Source organism: Streptomyces sp. NPDC088706 (assembly GCF_044752765.1).
Taxonomy (GTDB): Bacteria; Actinomycetota; Actinomycetes; order Streptomycetales; family Streptomycetaceae; genus Streptomyces.
Genome location: NZ_JBIVLW010000001.1, coordinates 306636 through 324340 on the forward strand (window position 1 = coordinate 306636; position 17705 = coordinate 324340).

Annotated in this window: 16 protein-coding genes; 7 read left to right on the forward strand and 9 right to left on the reverse strand. The window is 73.1% G+C overall.

The features are described from left to right. Positions 1-41: 41 nt before the first annotated feature. From ACIQAK_RS01420 to ACIQAK_RS01430, 3 genes are read left to right on the forward strand one after another with little or no spacing between them, the layout of a single operon-like run. The gene (locus ACIQAK_RS01420; RefSeq protein ID WP_366388337.1) at positions 42-1094 is read left to right on the forward strand and encodes a MoxR family ATPase; all 1053 of its coding nucleotides are present in this window, start codon (positions 42-44) and stop codon (positions 1092-1094) included. After that, complete coding sequence (locus tag ACIQAK_RS01425) at positions 1094-2467, forward strand: DUF58 domain-containing protein (protein WP_366388336.1); 1374 nt, start codon at positions 1094-1096, stop codon at positions 2465-2467. Before ACIQAK_RS01420 ends, ACIQAK_RS01425 begins: the two co-directional genes overlap by 1 nt. Then, positions 2464-4884, forward strand: a complete 2421-nt coding sequence (locus ACIQAK_RS01430; RefSeq protein WP_366388335.1) for a DUF3488 and transglutaminase-like domain-containing protein — start codon at positions 2464-2466, stop codon at positions 4882-4884. Before ACIQAK_RS01425 ends, ACIQAK_RS01430 begins: the two co-directional genes overlap by 4 nt. 215 nt (positions 4885-5099) lie before the next feature. Here the strand turns inward: ACIQAK_RS01430 and ACIQAK_RS01435 are convergent, their stop codons facing one another. From ACIQAK_RS01435 to ACIQAK_RS01445, 3 genes are all read right to left on the reverse strand, one after another. Beyond that, on the reverse strand, positions 5100-5498 hold the full coding sequence (locus tag ACIQAK_RS01435; protein WP_366388334.1) for a DUF3040 domain-containing protein: 399 nt from the start codon (positions 5496-5498) through the stop codon (positions 5100-5102). A gap of 303 nt (positions 5499-5801) precedes the next feature. Further along, positions 5802-6560: a methyltransferase gene (locus tag ACIQAK_RS01440; RefSeq protein ID WP_366388333.1), complete on the reverse strand. Its 759-nt coding sequence runs from the start codon at positions 6558-6560 to the stop codon at positions 5802-5804. Positions 6561-6685: 125 nt separating this feature from the next. Continuing rightward, complete coding sequence (locus ACIQAK_RS01445; RefSeq protein WP_366388332.1) at positions 6686-7213, reverse strand: SAV_6107 family HEPN domain-containing protein; 528 nt, start codon at positions 7211-7213, stop codon at positions 6686-6688. Between the two features lie 193 nt (positions 7214-7406). Between ACIQAK_RS01445 and ACIQAK_RS01450 the strand changes: the two genes are divergently transcribed. The 4 genes from ACIQAK_RS01450 (at position 7407) to ACIQAK_RS01465 (ending at position 12779) form a co-directional block, all read left to right on the forward strand. Next, positions 7407-8150 carry an ATP-binding cassette domain-containing protein gene (locus ACIQAK_RS01450; RefSeq protein ID WP_366388331.1) on the forward strand — a complete coding sequence of 248 codons (744 nt, stop codon included), beginning with the start codon at positions 7407-7409 and terminating at the stop codon, positions 8148-8150. Beyond that, positions 8122-10209 (forward strand): YhgE/Pip domain-containing protein, encoded by a 2088-nt coding sequence (locus ACIQAK_RS01455; RefSeq protein ID WP_366388330.1) that lies wholly within the window; start codon positions 8122-8124, stop codon positions 10207-10209. The genes ACIQAK_RS01450 and ACIQAK_RS01455 overlap by 29 nt, the downstream gene beginning before the upstream one ends. A gap of 29 nt (positions 10210-10238) precedes the next feature. Beyond that, positions 10239-10850, forward strand: a complete 612-nt coding sequence (locus tag ACIQAK_RS01460; RefSeq protein ID WP_093692959.1) for a TetR/AcrR family transcriptional regulator — start codon at positions 10239-10241, stop codon at positions 10848-10850. Between the two features lie 423 nt (positions 10851-11273). Further along, positions 11274-12779, forward strand: coding sequence for an NAD(P)/FAD-dependent oxidoreductase (locus ACIQAK_RS01465; protein WP_366388329.1), 1506 nt, complete (start codon positions 11274-11276; stop codon positions 12777-12779). Between the two features lie 44 nt (positions 12780-12823). Here ACIQAK_RS01465 and ACIQAK_RS01470 read toward each other — a convergent pair whose 3' ends face one another. The 6 genes from ACIQAK_RS01470 to ACIQAK_RS01495 all read right to left on the reverse strand — a co-directional run bounded on the left by ACIQAK_RS01470 (position 12824) and on the right by ACIQAK_RS01495 (position 17673). Then, complete coding sequence (locus ACIQAK_RS01470) at positions 12824-13771, reverse strand: hypothetical protein (protein WP_366388328.1); 948 nt, start codon at positions 13769-13771, stop codon at positions 12824-12826. 48 nt (positions 13772-13819) lie between these two features. Further along, positions 13820-14737: a methylenetetrahydrofolate reductase [NAD(P)H] gene (gene metF / locus ACIQAK_RS01475; protein WP_366388327.1), complete on the reverse strand. Its 918-nt coding sequence runs from the start codon at positions 14735-14737 to the stop codon at positions 13820-13822. 131 nt (positions 14738-14868) lie between these two features. Continuing rightward, positions 14869-15519: a thiamine phosphate synthase gene (thiE, locus tag ACIQAK_RS01480; protein WP_366388326.1), complete on the reverse strand. Its 651-nt coding sequence runs from the start codon at positions 15517-15519 to the stop codon at positions 14869-14871. A gap of 79 nt (positions 15520-15598) precedes the next feature. Then, a complete protein-coding gene (locus tag ACIQAK_RS01485; RefSeq protein ID WP_030564177.1) occupies positions 15599-15964 on the reverse strand; it encodes an Rv2175c family DNA-binding protein in 366 nt (121 codons plus the stop codon). Positions 15965-16057: 93 nt separating this feature from the next. Beyond that, the gene (locus tag ACIQAK_RS01490) at positions 16058-17302 is read right to left on the reverse strand and encodes an FAD-dependent oxidoreductase (RefSeq protein WP_366388325.1); all 1245 of its coding nucleotides are present in this window, start codon (positions 17300-17302) and stop codon (positions 16058-16060) included. A gap of 29 nt (positions 17303-17331) precedes the next feature. Continuing rightward, complete coding sequence (locus ACIQAK_RS01495) at positions 17332-17673, reverse strand: hypothetical protein (RefSeq protein ID WP_366388324.1); 342 nt, start codon at positions 17671-17673, stop codon at positions 17332-17334. Positions 17674-17705: the final 32 nt, after the last annotated feature.

The window sequence follows — 17705 nt, forward strand, 5'->3', positions numbered from 1 at the left end:
ACGGACGCCGGCCCATGCGCAAAAGGGCCGAGGAGGGCCGGGTGACGACCTATGACGATCGAGCGAGCCTCACAGATCTGACCACCACAGCGGAGCGGGTGCGCAGGTCGGTGGAGGGTGTGATCGAGGGCAAGCCTGAGGTCGTACGGCTTTCGCTGACCGTGCTGCTCGCGGAGGGGCACCTCCTCATCGAGGACGTCCCCGGGGTCGGCAAGACCATGCTGGCCAAGGCGCTGGCGCGGTCCATCGACTGTTCGGTGCGCCGCATCCAGTTCACGCCGGACCTGCTGCCGTCCGACATCACCGGTGTGTCGGTCTTCGACCAGCAGCGGCGCGACTTCGAGTTCAAGCCCGGCGCGATCTTCGCGCAGATCGTGATCGGCGACGAGATCAACCGCGCCTCGCCCAAGACGCAGTCGGCGCTGCTGGAGTCGATGGAGGAGCGCCAGGTCACCATCGATGGGCAGACGTACGAGCTCCCCGATCCCTTCATGGTGGTGGCCACCCAGAACCCGGTGGAGATGGAGGGCACCTACCCGCTGCCCGAGGCCCAGCGCGACCGCTTCATGGCGCGGGTCTCCATCGGCTACCCCAGCCCGGAGGCCGAGCTGCGGATGCTCGACGTGCACGGGGGTGTCTCCCCGCTGGACGACCTCCAGCCGGTGGCGCACGCCCACGACATCGTGAAGCTGATCGACGCGGTCCGTACGGTGCACGTCGCCGACGCCGTACGCCGCTACGCGGTGCAGCTGGTCGGGGCCACCCGCAACCACCCGGACCTCAGACTCGGGGCCTCGCCGCGCGCGACGCTGCACCTGCTGCGCGCCGCGAAGGCGTCGGCGGCCCTCAGCGGCCGCGACTACGCCCTGCCGGACGACGTCCAGGCCCTGGCCGCGCCCGTGCTCGCCCACCGGCTGCTGCCCACCGCGCAGGCGCAGCTGAACCGCCGCACCGCGGAGCAGGTGGTGCTGGAGATCATCCAGCGCACCCCGGTCCCGACCTCGGCCGGTGGCGCCGCGCCCCCGGCGCAGGGCGTGCACGACCCGGGCCGCCCGATGTACGGCCAGCAGCAGCCCGGCTCCCGGCGGCTGTGATGTCGGCCGGCGAGCCCGGCGCCGTGCGGGACGGCTCCAGCAAGGGCGGCCCGCGTGCGGCTCTCGGCGGGCTCACCACCCGGGGGCGCTCCTTCCTGGCCGCCGGGGTGGCCGCCGCCGTCTGCGCCTATGTCCTGGGCCAGGCCGACCTGCTGCGCGTCGGGCTGCTGCTGGCCGTGCTGCCCCTGGTGTGCGTGATCGTCCTCTACCGCACCCGCTACCGGGTGACGGGCACCCGCCGGCTCTCGCCGTCCCGGGTGCCCACGGGCTCGGAGGCTCGGGTGCACCTGCGGATGGACAACGTGTCCCGGCTCCCCACGGGCCTGCTGATGCTCCAGGACCGGGTGCCCTACGTCCTGGGGCCCCGGCCCCGGTTCGTGCTGGACCGGGTGGAGGCGGGCGGCCGGCGGGAGGTGTCCTACCGGGTCCGTTCCGACCTGCGCGGCCGCTATCCGCTGGGCCCGTTGCAGCTGCGGCTCAGCGACCCGTTCGGGATGTGCGAGCTGACCCGTTCCTTCAGCGCGTACGACACCCTCGTCGTCATCCCGCGCACGGTCCCGCTGCCCGTCCTGCGGCTCGCGGGCGAGGCCTCGGGGTACGGCGACGGCCGGCAGCGCTCGCTCGCCCTCGCCGGTGAGGACGACATCATCCCTCGCGGCTACCGGCACGGCGACGACCTGCGCCGGGTCCACTGGCGCTCCACCGCGCGCTACGGCGAGCTGATGGTCCGGCGGGAGGAGCAGCCGCAGCGGGCCCGCTGCACGGTGCTGCTGGACACCCGCCAGGTCGGGTACGTGGGCGCCGGGCCCGACTCGGCGTTCGAGTGGGCGGTGTCGGGGGCGGCCTCCGCGCTGGTGCACATGCTGGAGCGCGGCTTCGCCGTCCGGCTGCTGACGGACGACGGGAGCGCGGTGCCCGGGGACGAATCCGACGGTTTCGCCGGCTCGACCCAGGAGTCCGCGGACGCCGCGGGTCTGATGCTCGACACCCTCGCGGTCGTCGGCCACTCCGACGGCGGCGGCCTCTCGCGCGCCCACGACGTGCTGCGCGGCGGCAACGAAGGGCTGCTGATCGCGTTCCTCGGTGATCTCGACGAGGAGCAGACCTCGGTCGCGGCCCGGATGCGGCAGCGCAGCGGTGCGGCGGTCGCCTTCGTCCTGGACAGCGCCCGCTGGTCCGGCGGTACGGACGCTTCGGCCGCCGCCCGGGCCGAGGAGCGGTTGCGGCAGCTGCGCGAGGCCGGCTGGATCGTGGTGCCGGTGCAGCCCGGGGCCGATCTGCCGGTGCTGTGGCAACTGGTGGGACAGCTGCGCACCGACACGCAGTCCGCCGGGAACGGCGGCTCTACAGCTTTTCCGGGGGGATGGTCATGAGCGGGCGGGCCCGGCTGGCGCTGTGCGCCTTCGCGGCGACACTCCTGGCGTCGGGAGCCCTGCTCCCGCTGGTGGAGGGGGCGGGCTGGCTCCTGCAGGCGGCCCTGCTGCTCGGGGTCCAGGGCGGGGTCGGGGCGCTGGCCCGCCGGGTCCCCCTGGCGCGGTCGCTGACGATCGCCTCCCAGGCGCTGGTGACCCTGCTGCTGCTGACCGTGGTGTTCGCGCGGGACCAGGCGCTGTTCGGCGTGGTCCCGGGCCCGCAGGCCGTGGTCCGGCTCGGTGAGCTGTTGGTGGCGGGTGGCGAGGACATCGGTACGTACGCGATCCCCGCCCCGATGACGGACGGCATCCGGCTGATGGTGGTCGGCGGGGTGGTGCTGATCGGGCTGGCGGTGGACGCGCTCGCGGTGACCTTGCGCAGCGCGGCACCGGCCGGGCTGCCGCTGCTCGCGCTGTACTCGGTCGCCGCGGGACTCGGCGACGGCAGAACGGGCTGGCTCTGGTTCCTGCTGGCCGCCTCCGGCTATCTGCTGCTTCTGCTGGCCGAGGGCCGCGACCGGCTCTCGGCGTGGGGCCGCGTCTTCGGCGGCGCCAACCGGTCCCGGGGAGGTCTGGCGGACGGCCTGTCCGGCCGTGGCGGTGGCGCGGCCTCGCCGGTCCGCACCGGGCGGCGCATCGGCGTGCTCGCGCTGGGCATCGCCCTGGTCGTCCCCGCGGCCCTGCCCGCCCTGGACAGCGGTCTGCTGGGCGGCCGGGGCGGCGGGAGCGGCAAGGGCAGCGGCGGCGGCACCATCTCCGCGGTGAACCCCCTGGTGTCGCTGAAGGACAACCTCAACCAGCCGGAGAACCGGGAGGTGATGACGTATCGCACCAACGCCCAGGACCCGCGCGACCTCTACCTGCGGATCCTGGCCCTGGACGAGTTCAACGGCAGCGAGTGGCGCTCCTCGACCCGCCGTCTGACGGATGTGCCGGACCGCCTCCCGCAGCCCACCGGTCTCGGCCGGGACGTCGCCGTCACCGAGATCCGGACGAACGTCTCCTCCTCGTCCTCGTACCAGCAGAGCTATCTGCCGCTCCCCTACCCGGCGAGCGAAGTGGCGATCGACGGCCGCTGGCGGTACGAGCCGGAGGGCCGCACCCTCGTCGGCGACAACGGGCAGAACACCGGCGGCGCGCGGTACGAGGTCTCCAGCCTGGTCATCGAGCCGACCGCGGCCCAGCTGGCGGCGGCCGGACCGCCCCCGCAGAAGCTGCTGGCCGAGTACACCCAGGTCCCCGACTCGCTGCCGGGAGTGGTGGCGAGGACCGCCGAGCAGGTCACCGAGGGCTCGGCCAACGCCTACGAGCGGGCCGTGAAGCTCCAGGACTGGTTCGCCTCCGAGGGCGGTTTCACGTACGACACCTCGGTCAGTTCGGGGACGGGCTCCTCGGCCACAGCCCGGTTCCTCCGTGACAAGAAGGGGTTCTGCATCCACTTCTCGTTCACGATGGCCGCGATGGCCCGGACCCTGGACATCCCGTCCCGGGTCGCGGTGGGCTTCACCCCGGGCACCCTCCAGGCGGACGGCTCGACCTCGGTCGGGCTGCGCGACGCGCACGCCTGGCCCGAGCTGTACTTCGAGGGCGTCGGGTGGACCCGGTTCGAGCCGACCCCGAGCCGCGGGACCACGCCGACGTACACCCTGCCGGAGACTCCCACGGGCGGTGCGAGCGATCCGGCGCAGCCGTCGGCCGACGCCACCACCGCACCGTCCGCGGCCCCGTCCGACCGGGAAAGCTGCTCGCCGCAGCTGCGCCGGCAGGGTGAGTGCGGCATGTCCGCCGCGCCCGCTCCGACGCCTCCGACCGCGGGGGGTTCCGGGCTCGACACGGCGCTGCTGGTTCTCGGGGTGCTCCTGGTCCTGCTCCTGATCCTGCTGGCGCCGATGTTCTGGCGGACCCTGACCAGGAACCGGCGGCTCGGTTCCGGGGGGCGTACGCCGGCTGACGCGGCGGCCCGGGCCCTGGCCGCCTGGCTGGAGGTCACCGACAGCGCCTGGGACCACGGCATCGCGCCGGACGAGTCGCTGACGCCCCGGAAGGCGGCGGCCCGGATCGTGCGTCAAGGCGGGCTCGACATCATGGCGGCCGAGGCCGTGCACCGGATCGCGGGCGCGGTGGAGCAGGTGCTGTACGCCCCCGAGCCGCGTCCCACGGCCGGTCTGACCGAGGACGCGCTGACGGTACGGGCGGGCCTGGCGGCTTCGGCCGGCCGGGGCGCGCGGCTGCGGGCGAAGCTGGCACCCCGCTCGGCTGTCCGGGTGACCTGGGCGGTCTCGGACCGGTGGGCGACGCTCGTGCAGCGGTGGACTGACCGTCCCGGGCACGGCCGCTGGACGGCCCGGTGGCGGCGGATCTCCCGCCGGTACGGCTGAGGGCAACGGCTGAAGCTGAGGGCGACGCCTGAAGCTGAGGGCAGTGGCTGAAGCTGAGGGCGACGCCTGAAAGTGAGGGCGACGCCTGAAGCTGACGGCAACGCCTGAGGGGCGGCCGCAGAAATGCGGCCGCCCCTCATCCGACGGTGTCGTGCGTCGTGCCCGGCACAGCCCTGCTGCGCCATGAGCGCCAGGGCCGAGCCGGAAGAAAGTTCTTACTGGCCCTGTTCGTCGCGGCGGCGCTGCCAGCGTTGCTCGATGCGGTTCATCATCGACCGGCGTTGTCTCGGTCGGCGGCGTGAGCCGCCGTCCGCGCCGGCGGCCGACTGCTGTTCACCGGGCTTCGGCGCCTTGCGCCATCCGGTGACCGCGAGCACGGCACAGCCGAGCATGACGAGGAAGCCCACCACACTGATCCAGATCTGCTGGGCGACCATTCCGGCCATGAGGAGCGCGATACCCACCAGGAAGCCAGCGACCGCCTGGTAGACCCGTCGTCGGGTGTACGTACGCAGCCCGGTTCCCTCAAGCGCTGTAGCGAACTTGGGATCTTCGGCGTACAGCGCTCGCTCCATCTGCTCGAGCATGCGCTGCTCGTGCTCCGAGAGCGGCACGGGATCCTCCTCGTCGTCGGCCGCGGGGGCGACCGGTATGCGGCCCTTCCAGGATAGGCAGGGATTCGCCCCCGTGAAACCCGCCCTCTAGCGTTCAGCCAGTCCGGACCGCTGTGTCGGCTCGGCTGCTGAGGCGTAGATTCCCCGACGACCGATCCGCCATGCCGGATGGTGTCACCCGATCATACGGGGCCGACGCCCGCTACGGGGGTCCCGAGTCCGACTCCGTCCGCAGCTTCGTTGCTGATCAGCCCCGTGGCCTGCCCGCGCGGGGGCTCCCGGGGACCGGTCCGCGCGGTCGGCTCAGGGGCGCTTCTCGCCGAGAACGTGCAGCTGGGTCGCCACGGAGTGGAAGGCGGGCAGTTCGGAGACGGCGGCTTCGAGCTTGAGGAGCGCGTCCATGGCGCCGGACTCGGTGTCCACCAGGACGCCGGGCACGAGGTCGGCGAAGACCCGCACGCCGTGCACGGCGCCGACCGCCAGGCCGGCCCCGGAGACCAGCTCGGAGAGCTGCTCGGCGGTGAAGCGGCGGGGCACCGGGTCGCCTTCGCCCCAGCGGCCCGCCGGGTCGGCGAGCGCCTGCCGGGCCTCGGTGAAGTGACCGGCCAGCGCGCGGGCCAGCACGGCCCCGCCCAGGCCCGCGGCGAGCAGACTCAGTGCGCCGGAGGGGCGCAGGGCGGCCACCGCGTTCCGTACGCCCTCGGCGGGCTCGTCCACGTACTCCAGGACGCCGTGGCAGAGCACCGCGTCGAAGCCGCCGCGCTCCACGACGTCGAACAGACCGAGGATGTCGCCCTGGACGCCCCGGACGCGGTCGGCGACCCCGGCCTCGGCGGCGCGGCGCTCCAGTGCGAAGAGCGCGTTGGGGCTGGGGTCGACGACGGTGACCCGGTGGCCCAGCCGGGCGGCGGGCACCGCGAAGTTGCCGGTGCCGCCACCGGTGTCCAGAACATCCAGGGCGTCCCGGCCGGCCGTCTTGACCTGACGCTCCAGAGCGTCCTTCAGGACCTCCCAGACCACGGCGGTACGGAGGGAGGCGCGGGGGCGCGGCTGGTCCGACACGGCAGATGACTCCTCGGCACGGTGCCGCCTGGGACGGCGGAGCGTGAACAGTGCAGGTGGTGATGTGAGCGTCCACCACCCTATTGCCTCGCACCGCCGTCCCGGTCATCCGGCACCCGCCCGTCTCATCCAGCGGCGGACCCCCCGGGCCTCGGCTGCGGGAGCACCGGCTGGAGCACCAGCAGCCGCTCCACCAGCCGCAGGAACTGGGCCGCGTCGCGCAGCAGGTCGTCGGCGTCCCGGTCGCTGGCGGCGCCGGGCATGCCCGCCTCCGCGCGGGCCCGGCGGGACGCGCCGGAAGCGAAGAGGTCGCTCCAGTCGGTGAGCTCCGGCGCTATCTCCGGGAGGACCTCCCAGGCACTCCGGATGCGGTCGCGGTGGCGCTTGTTCGTCTCGGGGCGGCCACGGGCGGCCAGCACGGCCGCCGCCGTGCGCAGGGCCGCGAGGTGGGCGGTGGCGTAGCGCTCGTTCGGTTCGTGGAGCACGGCGGCCTCGTCCAGGCCGGTGCGGGCCTTGGCGAGCAGGTCGAGTGCGGCGGGCGGTGCCGTGGTGCGGCGCAGCACGGGGTGCACATCGTCGGCGGGACCGGTCAGTGAGGGGGCAGGGCTGCCTGCGCGGCGCCGCGGGGCGGCGGCTGCGGACGAGCTGGCCATGACGAACCTCCTGTCGTCGTGTGACGGCTCCGTGGCCGTATGTGTCCATGGTGGCGGCCCCCACTGACAATCGGTCAGAACCCGTCCCCGACCTGCCGTTTTGCGTCGAGCGCGAGTTCGGGCTAACTTTTTGAACTGACCAGTCAGTTCAAAAGAACCACGCAGGATCACGGACGAGATCAGGGGAGGGTCTGTGGAGAGCCCGCACGGTGCCGCACTCGGCGCCGCGGACTTCGGACTCAAGGGGCCGCGCGGCTGGGCCTTTCGCAAGGTGGGGTTCAGCGCTCCACCGGGGTCGCTCGTCGCCATCGAAGGTCCCTCCGGTTCCGGACGCACCTGTCTTCTGCTCGCTCTGACCGGTCGCATGCGCACGACCGAGGGCGGCGCGCAGGTCGGCGGCCTCGAACTTCCCCGCAAGGCGGCCGCCGTCCGCCGGATCGCCGCCCTGGGCCCGGTCACCGGCGTCAGTGAACTGGACCCCGCCTTCACCGTCGCCGAGCACCTGCGCGAACGGACCCTGCTCCAGGGCCGCTACGGGGCCTCCCTGCGCACCCTCCTGCGCCCGCGTTCCGAGCGCCGGGCCGCCGCCCGGGCCCGGATCGACGCGGCGCTGGAAGCCGCGGGACTGGACACCGCCACCCTGCCCAAGGCCGAACGGACCTCCGTACGGGACCTGGAGCGGCTCGAAGCGCTGCGGCTCTCCGTCGCCCTGGCGCTGATCGGCACCCCGCGGCTGCTCGCCCTGGACGACACCGACCTGAAGCTCTCCCCCGCCGAACGCGCCGACGCCTGGGGGCTGCTGCGCTCCCTCTCCGACGCCGGCACCACCGTGCTCGCCGTGTGCGGTGAGGCCCCCGAGGACGTCCAGGTCGTCCGTACCGCACCCACCACCGAAGAGGAGACGGCCGATGCGTTCGCCGAAGCTGGCCGCGCTTGAGCTGCGGCGGTTCCGCAGGGGGAAGCTGCCGGCCGCCGCGCTGGTCGCCCTGCTGCTCCTGCCGCTGCTCTACGGCGCCCTGTACCTGTTCTCGTTCTGGGACCCGTACGGGAACCTCGACAAGCTGCCCGTCGCCCTGGTGAACAACGACAAGGGCGCCACCAACGACGGCAAGCGCGTCCACGCCGGGGACGAGATCAGCGACAAGCTGCTCGACTCCAAGGTCTTCGCATGGCACGAGGTGAGCTCCGCCGAAGCCGACAAGGGCGTCGAGGACGGAACGTACTACCTCTCGCTGACCATGCCCTCCGACTTCAGCGAGAAGATCGCCTCCAGCGGTGGGGACTCCCCCGAGACGGGCGCGCTCCAGGTACGCACGAACGACGCCAACAACTACATCGTCGGGCAGATCTCCAAGACGGTCTTCGGCGAGGTGCGCAACGCCGCCTCCACCGACGCCTCGCGGGGCTTCCTGGACCGCATCTTCATCAACTTCTCCGATCTGCACGACAAGACCGCCGACGCGGCCAAGGGCGCCGACGAGCTCAAGGGCGGCATATCGAAGGCGAAGAAGGGCTCCAAGGAGCTCGCGGACGGCCTCAAGGACTCCAAGGCGGGCAGCAAGCGGCTCTCCGACGGCATCGTGAAGCTGAACACCGGGGCCGGCGAACTCGCTTCCGGGTCACGGGAGGTGGCCGGCGGCACCCAGACCCTGGCCGACAAGGTCAACAAGATCGCCGGTGACGTCCGCCCCTTCTTCCAGGACAACGGCAAGGCCATCGGGGACACCGCCCGACTGGTGGCGGACGGGTCGAAGACCGCCCGCGAGGACCTCGACCGGCTGGTGGCGGCCGCCCCGACCGCCGCCGCCGACGCCCGTACGGCCTCCGACGAACTGGGCGAGGTGTACCGCACCCGGTGCCAGGAGGCGACCGAACCCGACACCGCCTCCTGCCCCGCGCTGAAGAAGGCGTCCGAGGCGGCGTCCGACGTCGCCGTGGTCGCCGCCGATGTCAGCAAGCTGGTCACCAGCCAGAACGGCGAGCTGAAGAAGCTCAGCGCCCACCTGGCCACCTTCCAGCAGCAGGCCGAGGCGCTGGCGAAGCGCGCGCCGACCCTGGACGACGACCTGGAGAGGGCCGTCAAGGACGTCAACGCCCTCAACACCGGGGCCCACAAGGTGGCCAAGGGCGCGGCCGATCTGCACACCGGCCTCGGCAGCGCCCGTACCGGCTCCGCCGACCTGGACACCGGGGTCGGCAAGCTCAAGACGGGCGCCGAGAACCTGGACGGCGGGCTGTTCCGGCTCGGCGACGGCTCGGCCGAACTCGCCCAGGGCCTCAACGACGGCGTGGAGAAGATCCCGGACTACGACAAGAAGGACCGCGACGCCCGTACCGACGTCATGGCCGACCCGGTGAAGCTGGCCTCCAAGTCTCTTCACGCGGCACCCAACTACGGCACCGGTTTCGCCCCGTACTTCATCCCGCTCTCCCTCTGGGTCGGCGCGATGGTGGCGTACATGATCATCCAGCCGCTCAACAAGCGGGCGCTGTCCACCGGCGCCTCCGCCTGGCGGATCGCCTTCGCCGGGTGGCTCCCGGTCGCCGCCATCGGCATCCTCCAGGTCGGCGCCCTGATGGCCGTCCTGCACTGGGGACTTGGCCTGGAGATGGCTCGCTCCGTCGGGACGATCGCCTTCCTGGCGCTGGTGACCTGCTGTTTCGGCGCGATCGTGCAGTGGCTGAACGCCTGCTTCGGCGCGGCCGGACGCATCCTGGTGCTGGTCGTGCTGATGCTCCAGCTGACCTCGGCCGGCGGCACCTACCCCGTCCAGACCAGCCCCGGCTTCTTCGGTGCGATCCACCCGTTGCTGCCCATGACGTACGTCGTGGAGGGGCTGCGCCGGCTCATCACCGGCGGCCCCCTCGGCCCGGTCTGGCTGGGCTGCGCGGTGCTGGGCGCCTTCACCGTCGGGGCCCTCGCCCTGACCGCGTTCACCGCGCGCCGCAAGCAGGTGTGGAGCCTGAGCCGGCTGCACCCGGAGCTGAGCCTGTGAGCGCGCCGGAAGCTGGGAGAATCGGCCCCATGGAAAGCAGTGGCACCACGCGCCGCCAGGCCACCCGGCAGAGGCTCTACGAGGCGGCGGTGACCCTCATCGCCGAGAAGGGGTTCTCGGCGACCACGGTCGACGAGATCGCCGAGCGGGCCGGGGTCGCCAAGGGCACGGTCTATTACAACTTCAAGAGCAAGACCGAGCTGTTCGAGGAGCTGCTCCGGCACGGCGTCGGACTCCTCACCGCCTCGCTGCGGGCCGCTGCCGAGGAGTCCGAGGAGCGCGGCGGCACCCGGGTCGAGGCGCTGGACGCCATGATCCGGGCCGGCCTCGCCTTCATCGACCGCTATCCCGCCTTCACCCAACTGTACGTGGCCGAGCTCTGGCGCACCAACCGCGCCTGGCAGTCCACGCTGCTGGTGGTGCGGCAGGAGGCCGTCGCGGTCGTGGAGGACGTACTGCGCGAGGCGGTGCGCAGCGGTGAGCTGAGCGAGGAGATCGACATCCCGCTGACGGCGGCGGCCCTGGTCGGGATGGTGCTGGTGGCGGCGCTGGACTGGCAGGCGTTCCAACCGGAGCGCTCGATCGACGAGGTCCACTCGGCGCTGTCCCTGCTGCTGCACGGGCGGGTCAGCGGGCACTGAGGGGGAAGCCCTTCCGCGGCCGTCGGAGAACACGAAGACGCCGGCCGCTGACGTTCGCATCCCCCTGCGGACGTCAGCGGACCGGCGTCTTCCGTGCATCCGTCGGACCCGTTCCCCGTGACCCGTATGTCCCCCGTGGCCCCCGGGTCCTGACGTCGTGCACCCCCGTTCCGTCAGGGGCCGCGCCGGTCCGCCGCCCCGTGTCGGCGGACCGGGCGCCGCGCCCCTTCCGTGGTCACCACTCTTCCGTCCCCGCAGGTCGGGGCCTATCCGCGCAACTACTCATCTCCTCTCCTAGGTACGGGTACTCAGGGCTGCGCACCCGACCCCAGCCGACTGCCCGGCGGGATCCTCACGCTCTCCGGACGAGTGGGCTCCGGCCTCCCGGCCGGGCTGTCGGTGGTGGTCGATAAAGTCACCGGCATGGCACGAATTGCGGTGATCGGCGCCGGGACGGGCGCCATGGCGGCAGCCGCCCGGCTCGCCGTCGCGGGCGACAAGGTGACGGTGTACGAGCGGTCGGCGAGCTACGGCGGCTCGCTCGGCCGCCATGAGCACGAGGGCTTCGTCTTCGACACCGGGCCCGGGCTGCTGCATCTGCCCGCCGTCCAGCGGGACCTCTTCGTGAAGACCGGCAAGCAGTCCCTGGAGCAGTGTGTGACGCTGACCCAGGTCGACCCGGCGAGCCGCCACCTCTTCGCCGACGGCACGGCGGTGTCCCTGCCCAACGCCTCCCGGGCCGGGGTGGCCTCCGCTCTGGACGCGGCGCTCGGGGCCGGTGCCGGGGAGCGCTGGAGCGGGTTCCTGGAGCGGGCCCGGGACGCCTGGGACCGGTCGCGGCGGCCGCTGCTGGAGGAGCCGCTGCGGGCGGACCACCAGGTGCTGGGGCGTGACCCGTATCCGGCGCTCAGGCAGCGCAGGCTGCTGCGCACCCGGCAGGCGGCCACCGTGGCGGAGATCGGCGCGTGGGAGCTGGCGGACGCCCGCCTCGCCGCCCTGCTCGACGGGTTCGCGCTCTCCTACGGCCTCGACCCGCGCACCGCCCCCGCGAGCGCGGCGCTGCTGCCGTACATGGAGCAGACGTTCGGCAGCTGGTATGTGATGGGCGGGATGCGGGAGCTGGCCCGTGCGGTGTACGAGCGGTGCGTGGCCCGGAGGGTGGAGTTCGTCTTCGGGGCCGAGGTGGTGCGGGTCGTCGAGAGGGCCGGCCGGGCCGCGGGGGTGGAGCTGGCGGGCGGTCAGGTGGCCGAGGCGCACCGGGTGGTGCTGGGCGCCCGTCCGCACCCCGGCCTGGTGCCGGTTCAGCGGGTGTGGGGCGCGGGCGATGTGACGGCCCGGGCGGCCGCGTCGGTGCCGGGGCGGTTCACGGTGCTGCTGTCGCTGCGCGGGGGGCGGGAGGCGGGCGTGGCGCACCGGACCGTGGTGCACAGTGCCGACGGGGCGGCGGAGCAGGAGGCGGTGTTCGGGGGCCGGGTCGCCGCGCATCCCACGGTGACGGTGCTGCGCCCCGACGACCCGGCGACCCGTCCGGACGAGGCGCACGAGGCGGTGACACTGACGGCGACGGTGGCCCCGCAGGGCCCGATGGACTGGACGGACCCGGCGGTGCGGCAGCGGTTCGCGGAGGCACTGGTGGAGCGGGCCGGGGCGGCCGTGCCCGGGCTGCGGGAGCGCATCCTGCACACGGAGGTCCGTACGCCGGCGGAGACCGAGGCGCAGACGGGCGCCGAGGGCGGTGCGGTGCCGCCGCCCGCGCTGGCCGGTGCGCGGGGCGCGTATCTGCACCCCGGCAACCTCTCCCGGCTGCCCGGGCTCTATCTGGCGGGCGGCTGGTCGCACCCGGGCGGCGGGCTCGCGCACGCCGGGATGTCGGGGACGCTGGTGGCCGGACTCGTGGTGGAGGGCGACGACTTCCGCGGCTCCCGATGAGAAGGGCCGCCCCCAGCCCGTAGGGCCGGTCGCGCCGCCCCGCCTCAGTGGCGGTACTGCTCGTTCTGGCCGGTGTCGTAGCCGTTGCCGTACGGAGCGGGCTGCTCGGGTGGCATCGGGGGGTACTGCTCGGCGTCGCGCTGCTGCGGCACCCACACGCCCCCGGGCGGGGTGTCCGTGCTGTACGCGTCCGTGCCGTAGCCCTGGGCGTAGGGGTCGGCGTAGCCCTCCTGGCCGCCCTGGCTGTCGTAGCCGTTGCCGTTGCCGTAGGCGTCGTAACCGCCGTAGGGGGCCGTCCCGCCGGTGGTGCCGATGTACGGGTCGGAGTAGGCGGCGTAGCTCTGCCGGCCGCTCCCGTAGTCGTACGGCCCGGCGTAGGTGTCCTGGGCCTGCTGCGGGTCGTAGCCGGTGTACGGGTCGTACGCGGCGAACTGCGGCTGGGCCGAGGGGTCCGGCTCGTACTGCTGCTGGTCCGGGCCTCCTCGGCCCGGGTCGTCCGCCGGGTGACCGGAGTCGCTGTACACGCCGTACTGCCCGGTGTCGTCGGGGAGCGGCTGCGGCTCGTACACGGAGGCGAGGGCGTCGGACGCGGTGGCCGGAGCCCCGGTGCCGTGGCCGGGAGAGGGGAAGCCGGGATCGGCGGCGGGGTCCGAGACCTCCAGGCCGGAGACCTCCAGCGTGGGCTTCTGGGCGGCCGCGCGCTCGGCACCGGCGCGGCGGCGGCGGCTCTCCCCCGGACTGCCGCCGATGGCCCAGCCGGTGGAGAAGCCGCGGCGGAAGGAGAGCGTCACATAGGTCTGGCCGGTGGCGAAGGCGAGGGTCCCGATGACGATGACCGGGACGGAGGCGAGCAGGACCCCCATGACCACGCCGAGGAAGCCGCCGAAGGCGAGGAGGCGCCAGCGCAGGCGCGCCTTGTACTGCAGCAGGACCTCGCCGAGCAGCCACAGTGCCACCAAGCCGAATGCGATGTAGAGGACCGTCCAGCCCACGCCCGCCCCCTCCTGCGGCCGCAGCCGCTCGGGGGCGGGTACGGCCGGTCACGACTGCTTGTGCAGTCCGAGATTCTCGTAGATTTCGAGCGTTGCCGTCGAGTTGTTGAGCGTGATGAAGTGCAGTCCGGGCACACCCTCGGCCAGCAGTTTCGCGCAGAACTCCGTTGCGAACTCGATGCCAATGGAGCGTACAGCGGCCGGATCGTCCTTGACCGCGAGGATGCGCTCTTTCAGCGGCGTCGGGACCGTCGCGTTGCTGAGCTGAGAAAATCTTTCCAGTTGTTTCACACTCGTGAGCGGCATGACCTCGGGGATCACCGGCGTCCGGCAACCGGCGGCGACCACCCGGTCACGCATGCGGAGGTAGTCCTCCGGCCGGAAGAACATCTGGGTGATCGCGTAGTCGGCCCCGGCCCGGCACTTGTCCACGAAGTGGCCGATGTCCGTCTCCCAGTCGGCGGAGCGCGGGTGCATCTCGGGGAACGCGGCGACGCCGACGCAGAAGTCGCCGGACTCCTTGATGAGGCGGACCAGGTCGGCCGCGTACTTCACGCCCTGCGGGTGCTCCACCCACTCCCCCATCGGGTCGCCGGGCGGGTCGCCGCGGACCGCGAGGATGTTCCTGATCCCGGCGTCGGCGTACTGGCCGACCATGTTGCGCAGCTCGGCGACCGAGTGGCTCACCGCGGTGAGGTGGGCGACCGGGGTGAGCGTGGAGTCGGCGGCGATCTGCTGGGTCGCCCGCACCGTCCCGGCCCGGGTGGAGCCGCCGGCCCCGTAGGTCACCGAGACGAAGCTCGGACGGACCGCCTCGACCCGGCGCAGCGCGTTCCAGAGGTTGCGCTCGCCCTTCTCGGTCTTGGGCGCCCAGAACTCGAAGGAGTACGAGGTCTTGCCGGTCGCGAGCAGGTCACGCACGGTGCGTGCGTGGTCCGTCCTGGTGGAGGGTGTCCCAAGGGCCATAGGGGGAGGTTAACCAGGGGGTGGACACTCGCCCAACCAGAGCAGCCAAAATTGTCTCGTTTTGCCGGTTTGCCGTCCATCCCTTGGGACGACGGGGGCCCGGGGTACTGCGGTCACCGTGGAAGAGCTGCTCAGAGCGCGTGTGCCCGGACCCTCTTGGCCAGGTCGGCGGCGGCGGCCGAGGGGTCGTCCGCCTCGGTGATCGCCCGGACGACCACGATCCGCCGGGCGCCCGCCTCCAGCACCCGGTCCAGGTTCCCCGCGTCGATCCCGCCGATCGCGAACCAGGGGCGCGGCTGCGCCAGGGAGGCGGCGTACCGCACGAGGCCGAGGCCGGGGGCGTGGCGCCCGGGCTTGGTGGGGGTGGGCCAGCAGGGACCGGTGCAGAAGTAGTCCACGCCCTCCTGGGCGACGGCGGCGTCGACCTCGGACTCGGCGTGCGTGGAGCGGCCGACCAACCGGCCGGGGCCGATGATCGCGCGGGCGGCGTCCACCGGCAGGTCGCCCTGGCCCAGGTGCAGGACGTCGGCGCCGATGGCGTGGGCGACGTCGGCGCGGTCGTTGACGGCGAGGAGCTTGCCGTGGCGCCGGCAGGCGTCGGCGAGGACCGCGAGGTGATCGAGCTCCTCGGCGGCCTCCATGCCCTTGTCCCGGAGCTGGACGATGTCGACCCCACCGGAGAGCGCGGCGTCCAGGAACGCGGGGAGGTCGCCCTGCTTCCTGCGGGCGTCCGTACACAGATAGAGCCGGGCGTCGGACAGCTGCTCGCTGGGCGTGGGCATGGTGGAGTCCCCCCGTGGTCGTGGCGGGATACGGGCCGCGCTGCACGCGGGGCCCGTACGCCGCTTCCGGTCGTGTCGGTCAGACGGCGAGCGCCTGGGCGCGGCGCTTCACCTCCGTACCGCGATTCTCGCTCAGCGCCTGCGCGGGGGTGCCGGGCAGGGTCGGATCGGGGGTGAAGAGCCATTCCAGCATCTCTTCGTCGGAATAGCCGTCGTCCCTCAGGAGGGTCAGGGTGCCGGAGAGGCCCTTGACCACCTTGTCGCCGTCGATGAAGGCGGCGGGCACCTGAAGCGTCCGGTTCTCACCACGGCGTACGGCGATGAGCTGGCCCTCCTTGACCAGCTGCCGTACGCGCGTCACCTCGACGTCGAGCTTTTCCGCGATGTCGGGGAGGTGGAGCCAGGCGGGGACGAGAGCATCGGTCTTTGCGTCAATCTCGGTCACAAGGACAAGCGTGCCATCCCGGACCGACAGCCGGTAGCCGGGCCGACCGTACGGGGGTCCCACGGGCCGCGCTCGTACGGTCGGCCCGCAGGCTCACAGGGCGGTGGACTTCAGCGGTACGGCGGGGTCGGCGACCCGGTCGGGGTCGAGCACGGCTCCGGATTCGATGAGCTTGCGGCCCTGGGCGAGGTCACGGGGGCGGCCCACCGCGAGGACGGCGACCAGGGCCCCGGCCTTGAGCCAGCACACCGACCAGGCGGACTCGGCGCCGTCGCCGCGCCACAGCAGGGTGTCGGCGTGGGCGTGGTGGCCGGCGTACTGCACGAAGCGGCCGAACTGCTCGGACCAGAAGTAGGGGACGGGGTCGTGGACGGGGAGCGGCGCACCGCTCTCGGCGGCGAGGATCGCGGCGGCCGCGGTCCGCGGGCCCTGGAGGGCGTTGTCCCAGTGGTGGATCAGCAGGCGTTCGCCGTAGCGGGCGGAGGGGAAGGAGGCGCAGTCCCCGACCGCGTACACATCGGGCAGGGAGGTGCGCAGCGCGCTGTCGGCGGTGATCGAGCCGTCCGGGCCGCGTTCGACGCCGGAGCCGGCGAGCCAGCCGGTGGCGGGGCGGGCACCGATGCCGACGACGACGGCCCCGGCGGGCAGGGTGCGGCCGTCCGCGAGGGCGACCGCACCCTCCCCGACCCGCTCGACCCGGACGCCGGTGAGGAGTTCGGCGCCGCTCTCCGCGTACCAGCCGGCCATCGGGGCGGCGACCTCGGCGGGCAGGGTGCCGGCCAGCGGGCGGGCGGCGGCCTCGGCGACGGTGACCGCGCAGCCGGCGGCGCGGGCGGCGGTGGCGAACTCGGCGCCGATCCACCCCGCCCCGACGACGACCACGTCATGCTGCCGCTCCAGGACGGGCCGCAGCCGGGCGGCGTCGTCGAGGGTGCGCAGCAGATGGACGCCGGGGACGCCTTCGGTGCCGGGCAGGGCGATGGGCTCGGCGCCGGTCGCCAGGACCAGGACGTCGTAGGGGACGGGGCCGCCCGCCGTGTCCAGTACGTGGTCGGCGGCGCGCAGGGCGGTGACGTCCAGGCCGAGGCGGAGCGTGATGTCCAGCGCCTCGAAGTCGACGTCGAAGGCGGAGTCCTCGGCCTTGCCCAGCAGCACCGCCTTGGACAGGGGCGGCCGGTCGTAGGGCTGGTGGGGTTCGGCGCCGATCAGTGTGACGGGGCCGGTGAAGCCGGCTTCCCGCAGGGCGACGGCGGTCTGTACGCCCGCCATGCCCGCTCCGACGACCACGACGTTCCGTGTCCGCTGCCGCGCCGCGTGGTGTTCCGTCTGCTCGCTCACGTGTACCAGTCTATTCATCTGACGCAGCGTCAGGCGGGTACTTCCTCCACCACGCTCGTCCCGCTGCCCTCCTGGGACTCCCACGCCCAGCGCTCCTCCAGCCGCACCCGGCCGTCCGCGAGATCGACGACGGTGGAGAGGCAGTGGCCGCAGGAGGTCGTCCCGTCCTGCTTGAGCTGGACGTAGCGGAAGTCGAGCGCGTCCCCCTCGCGGGTGCCGACGAGATGACCGCGGACGACGTCACCGCCCGCGTACTCGGCCCAGATCCGGCCGCCCCGCTCGTGGTACGTGAAGCGGGTACGGGTGCCCACCTGGCCGGGGGCCTGGTCGGCGACGGGCGAGAGGACGAGTCCGTCGAGTGAACGGGCCACGGTGGCTGCTCCCTTGACCGGCCGCTTACCGG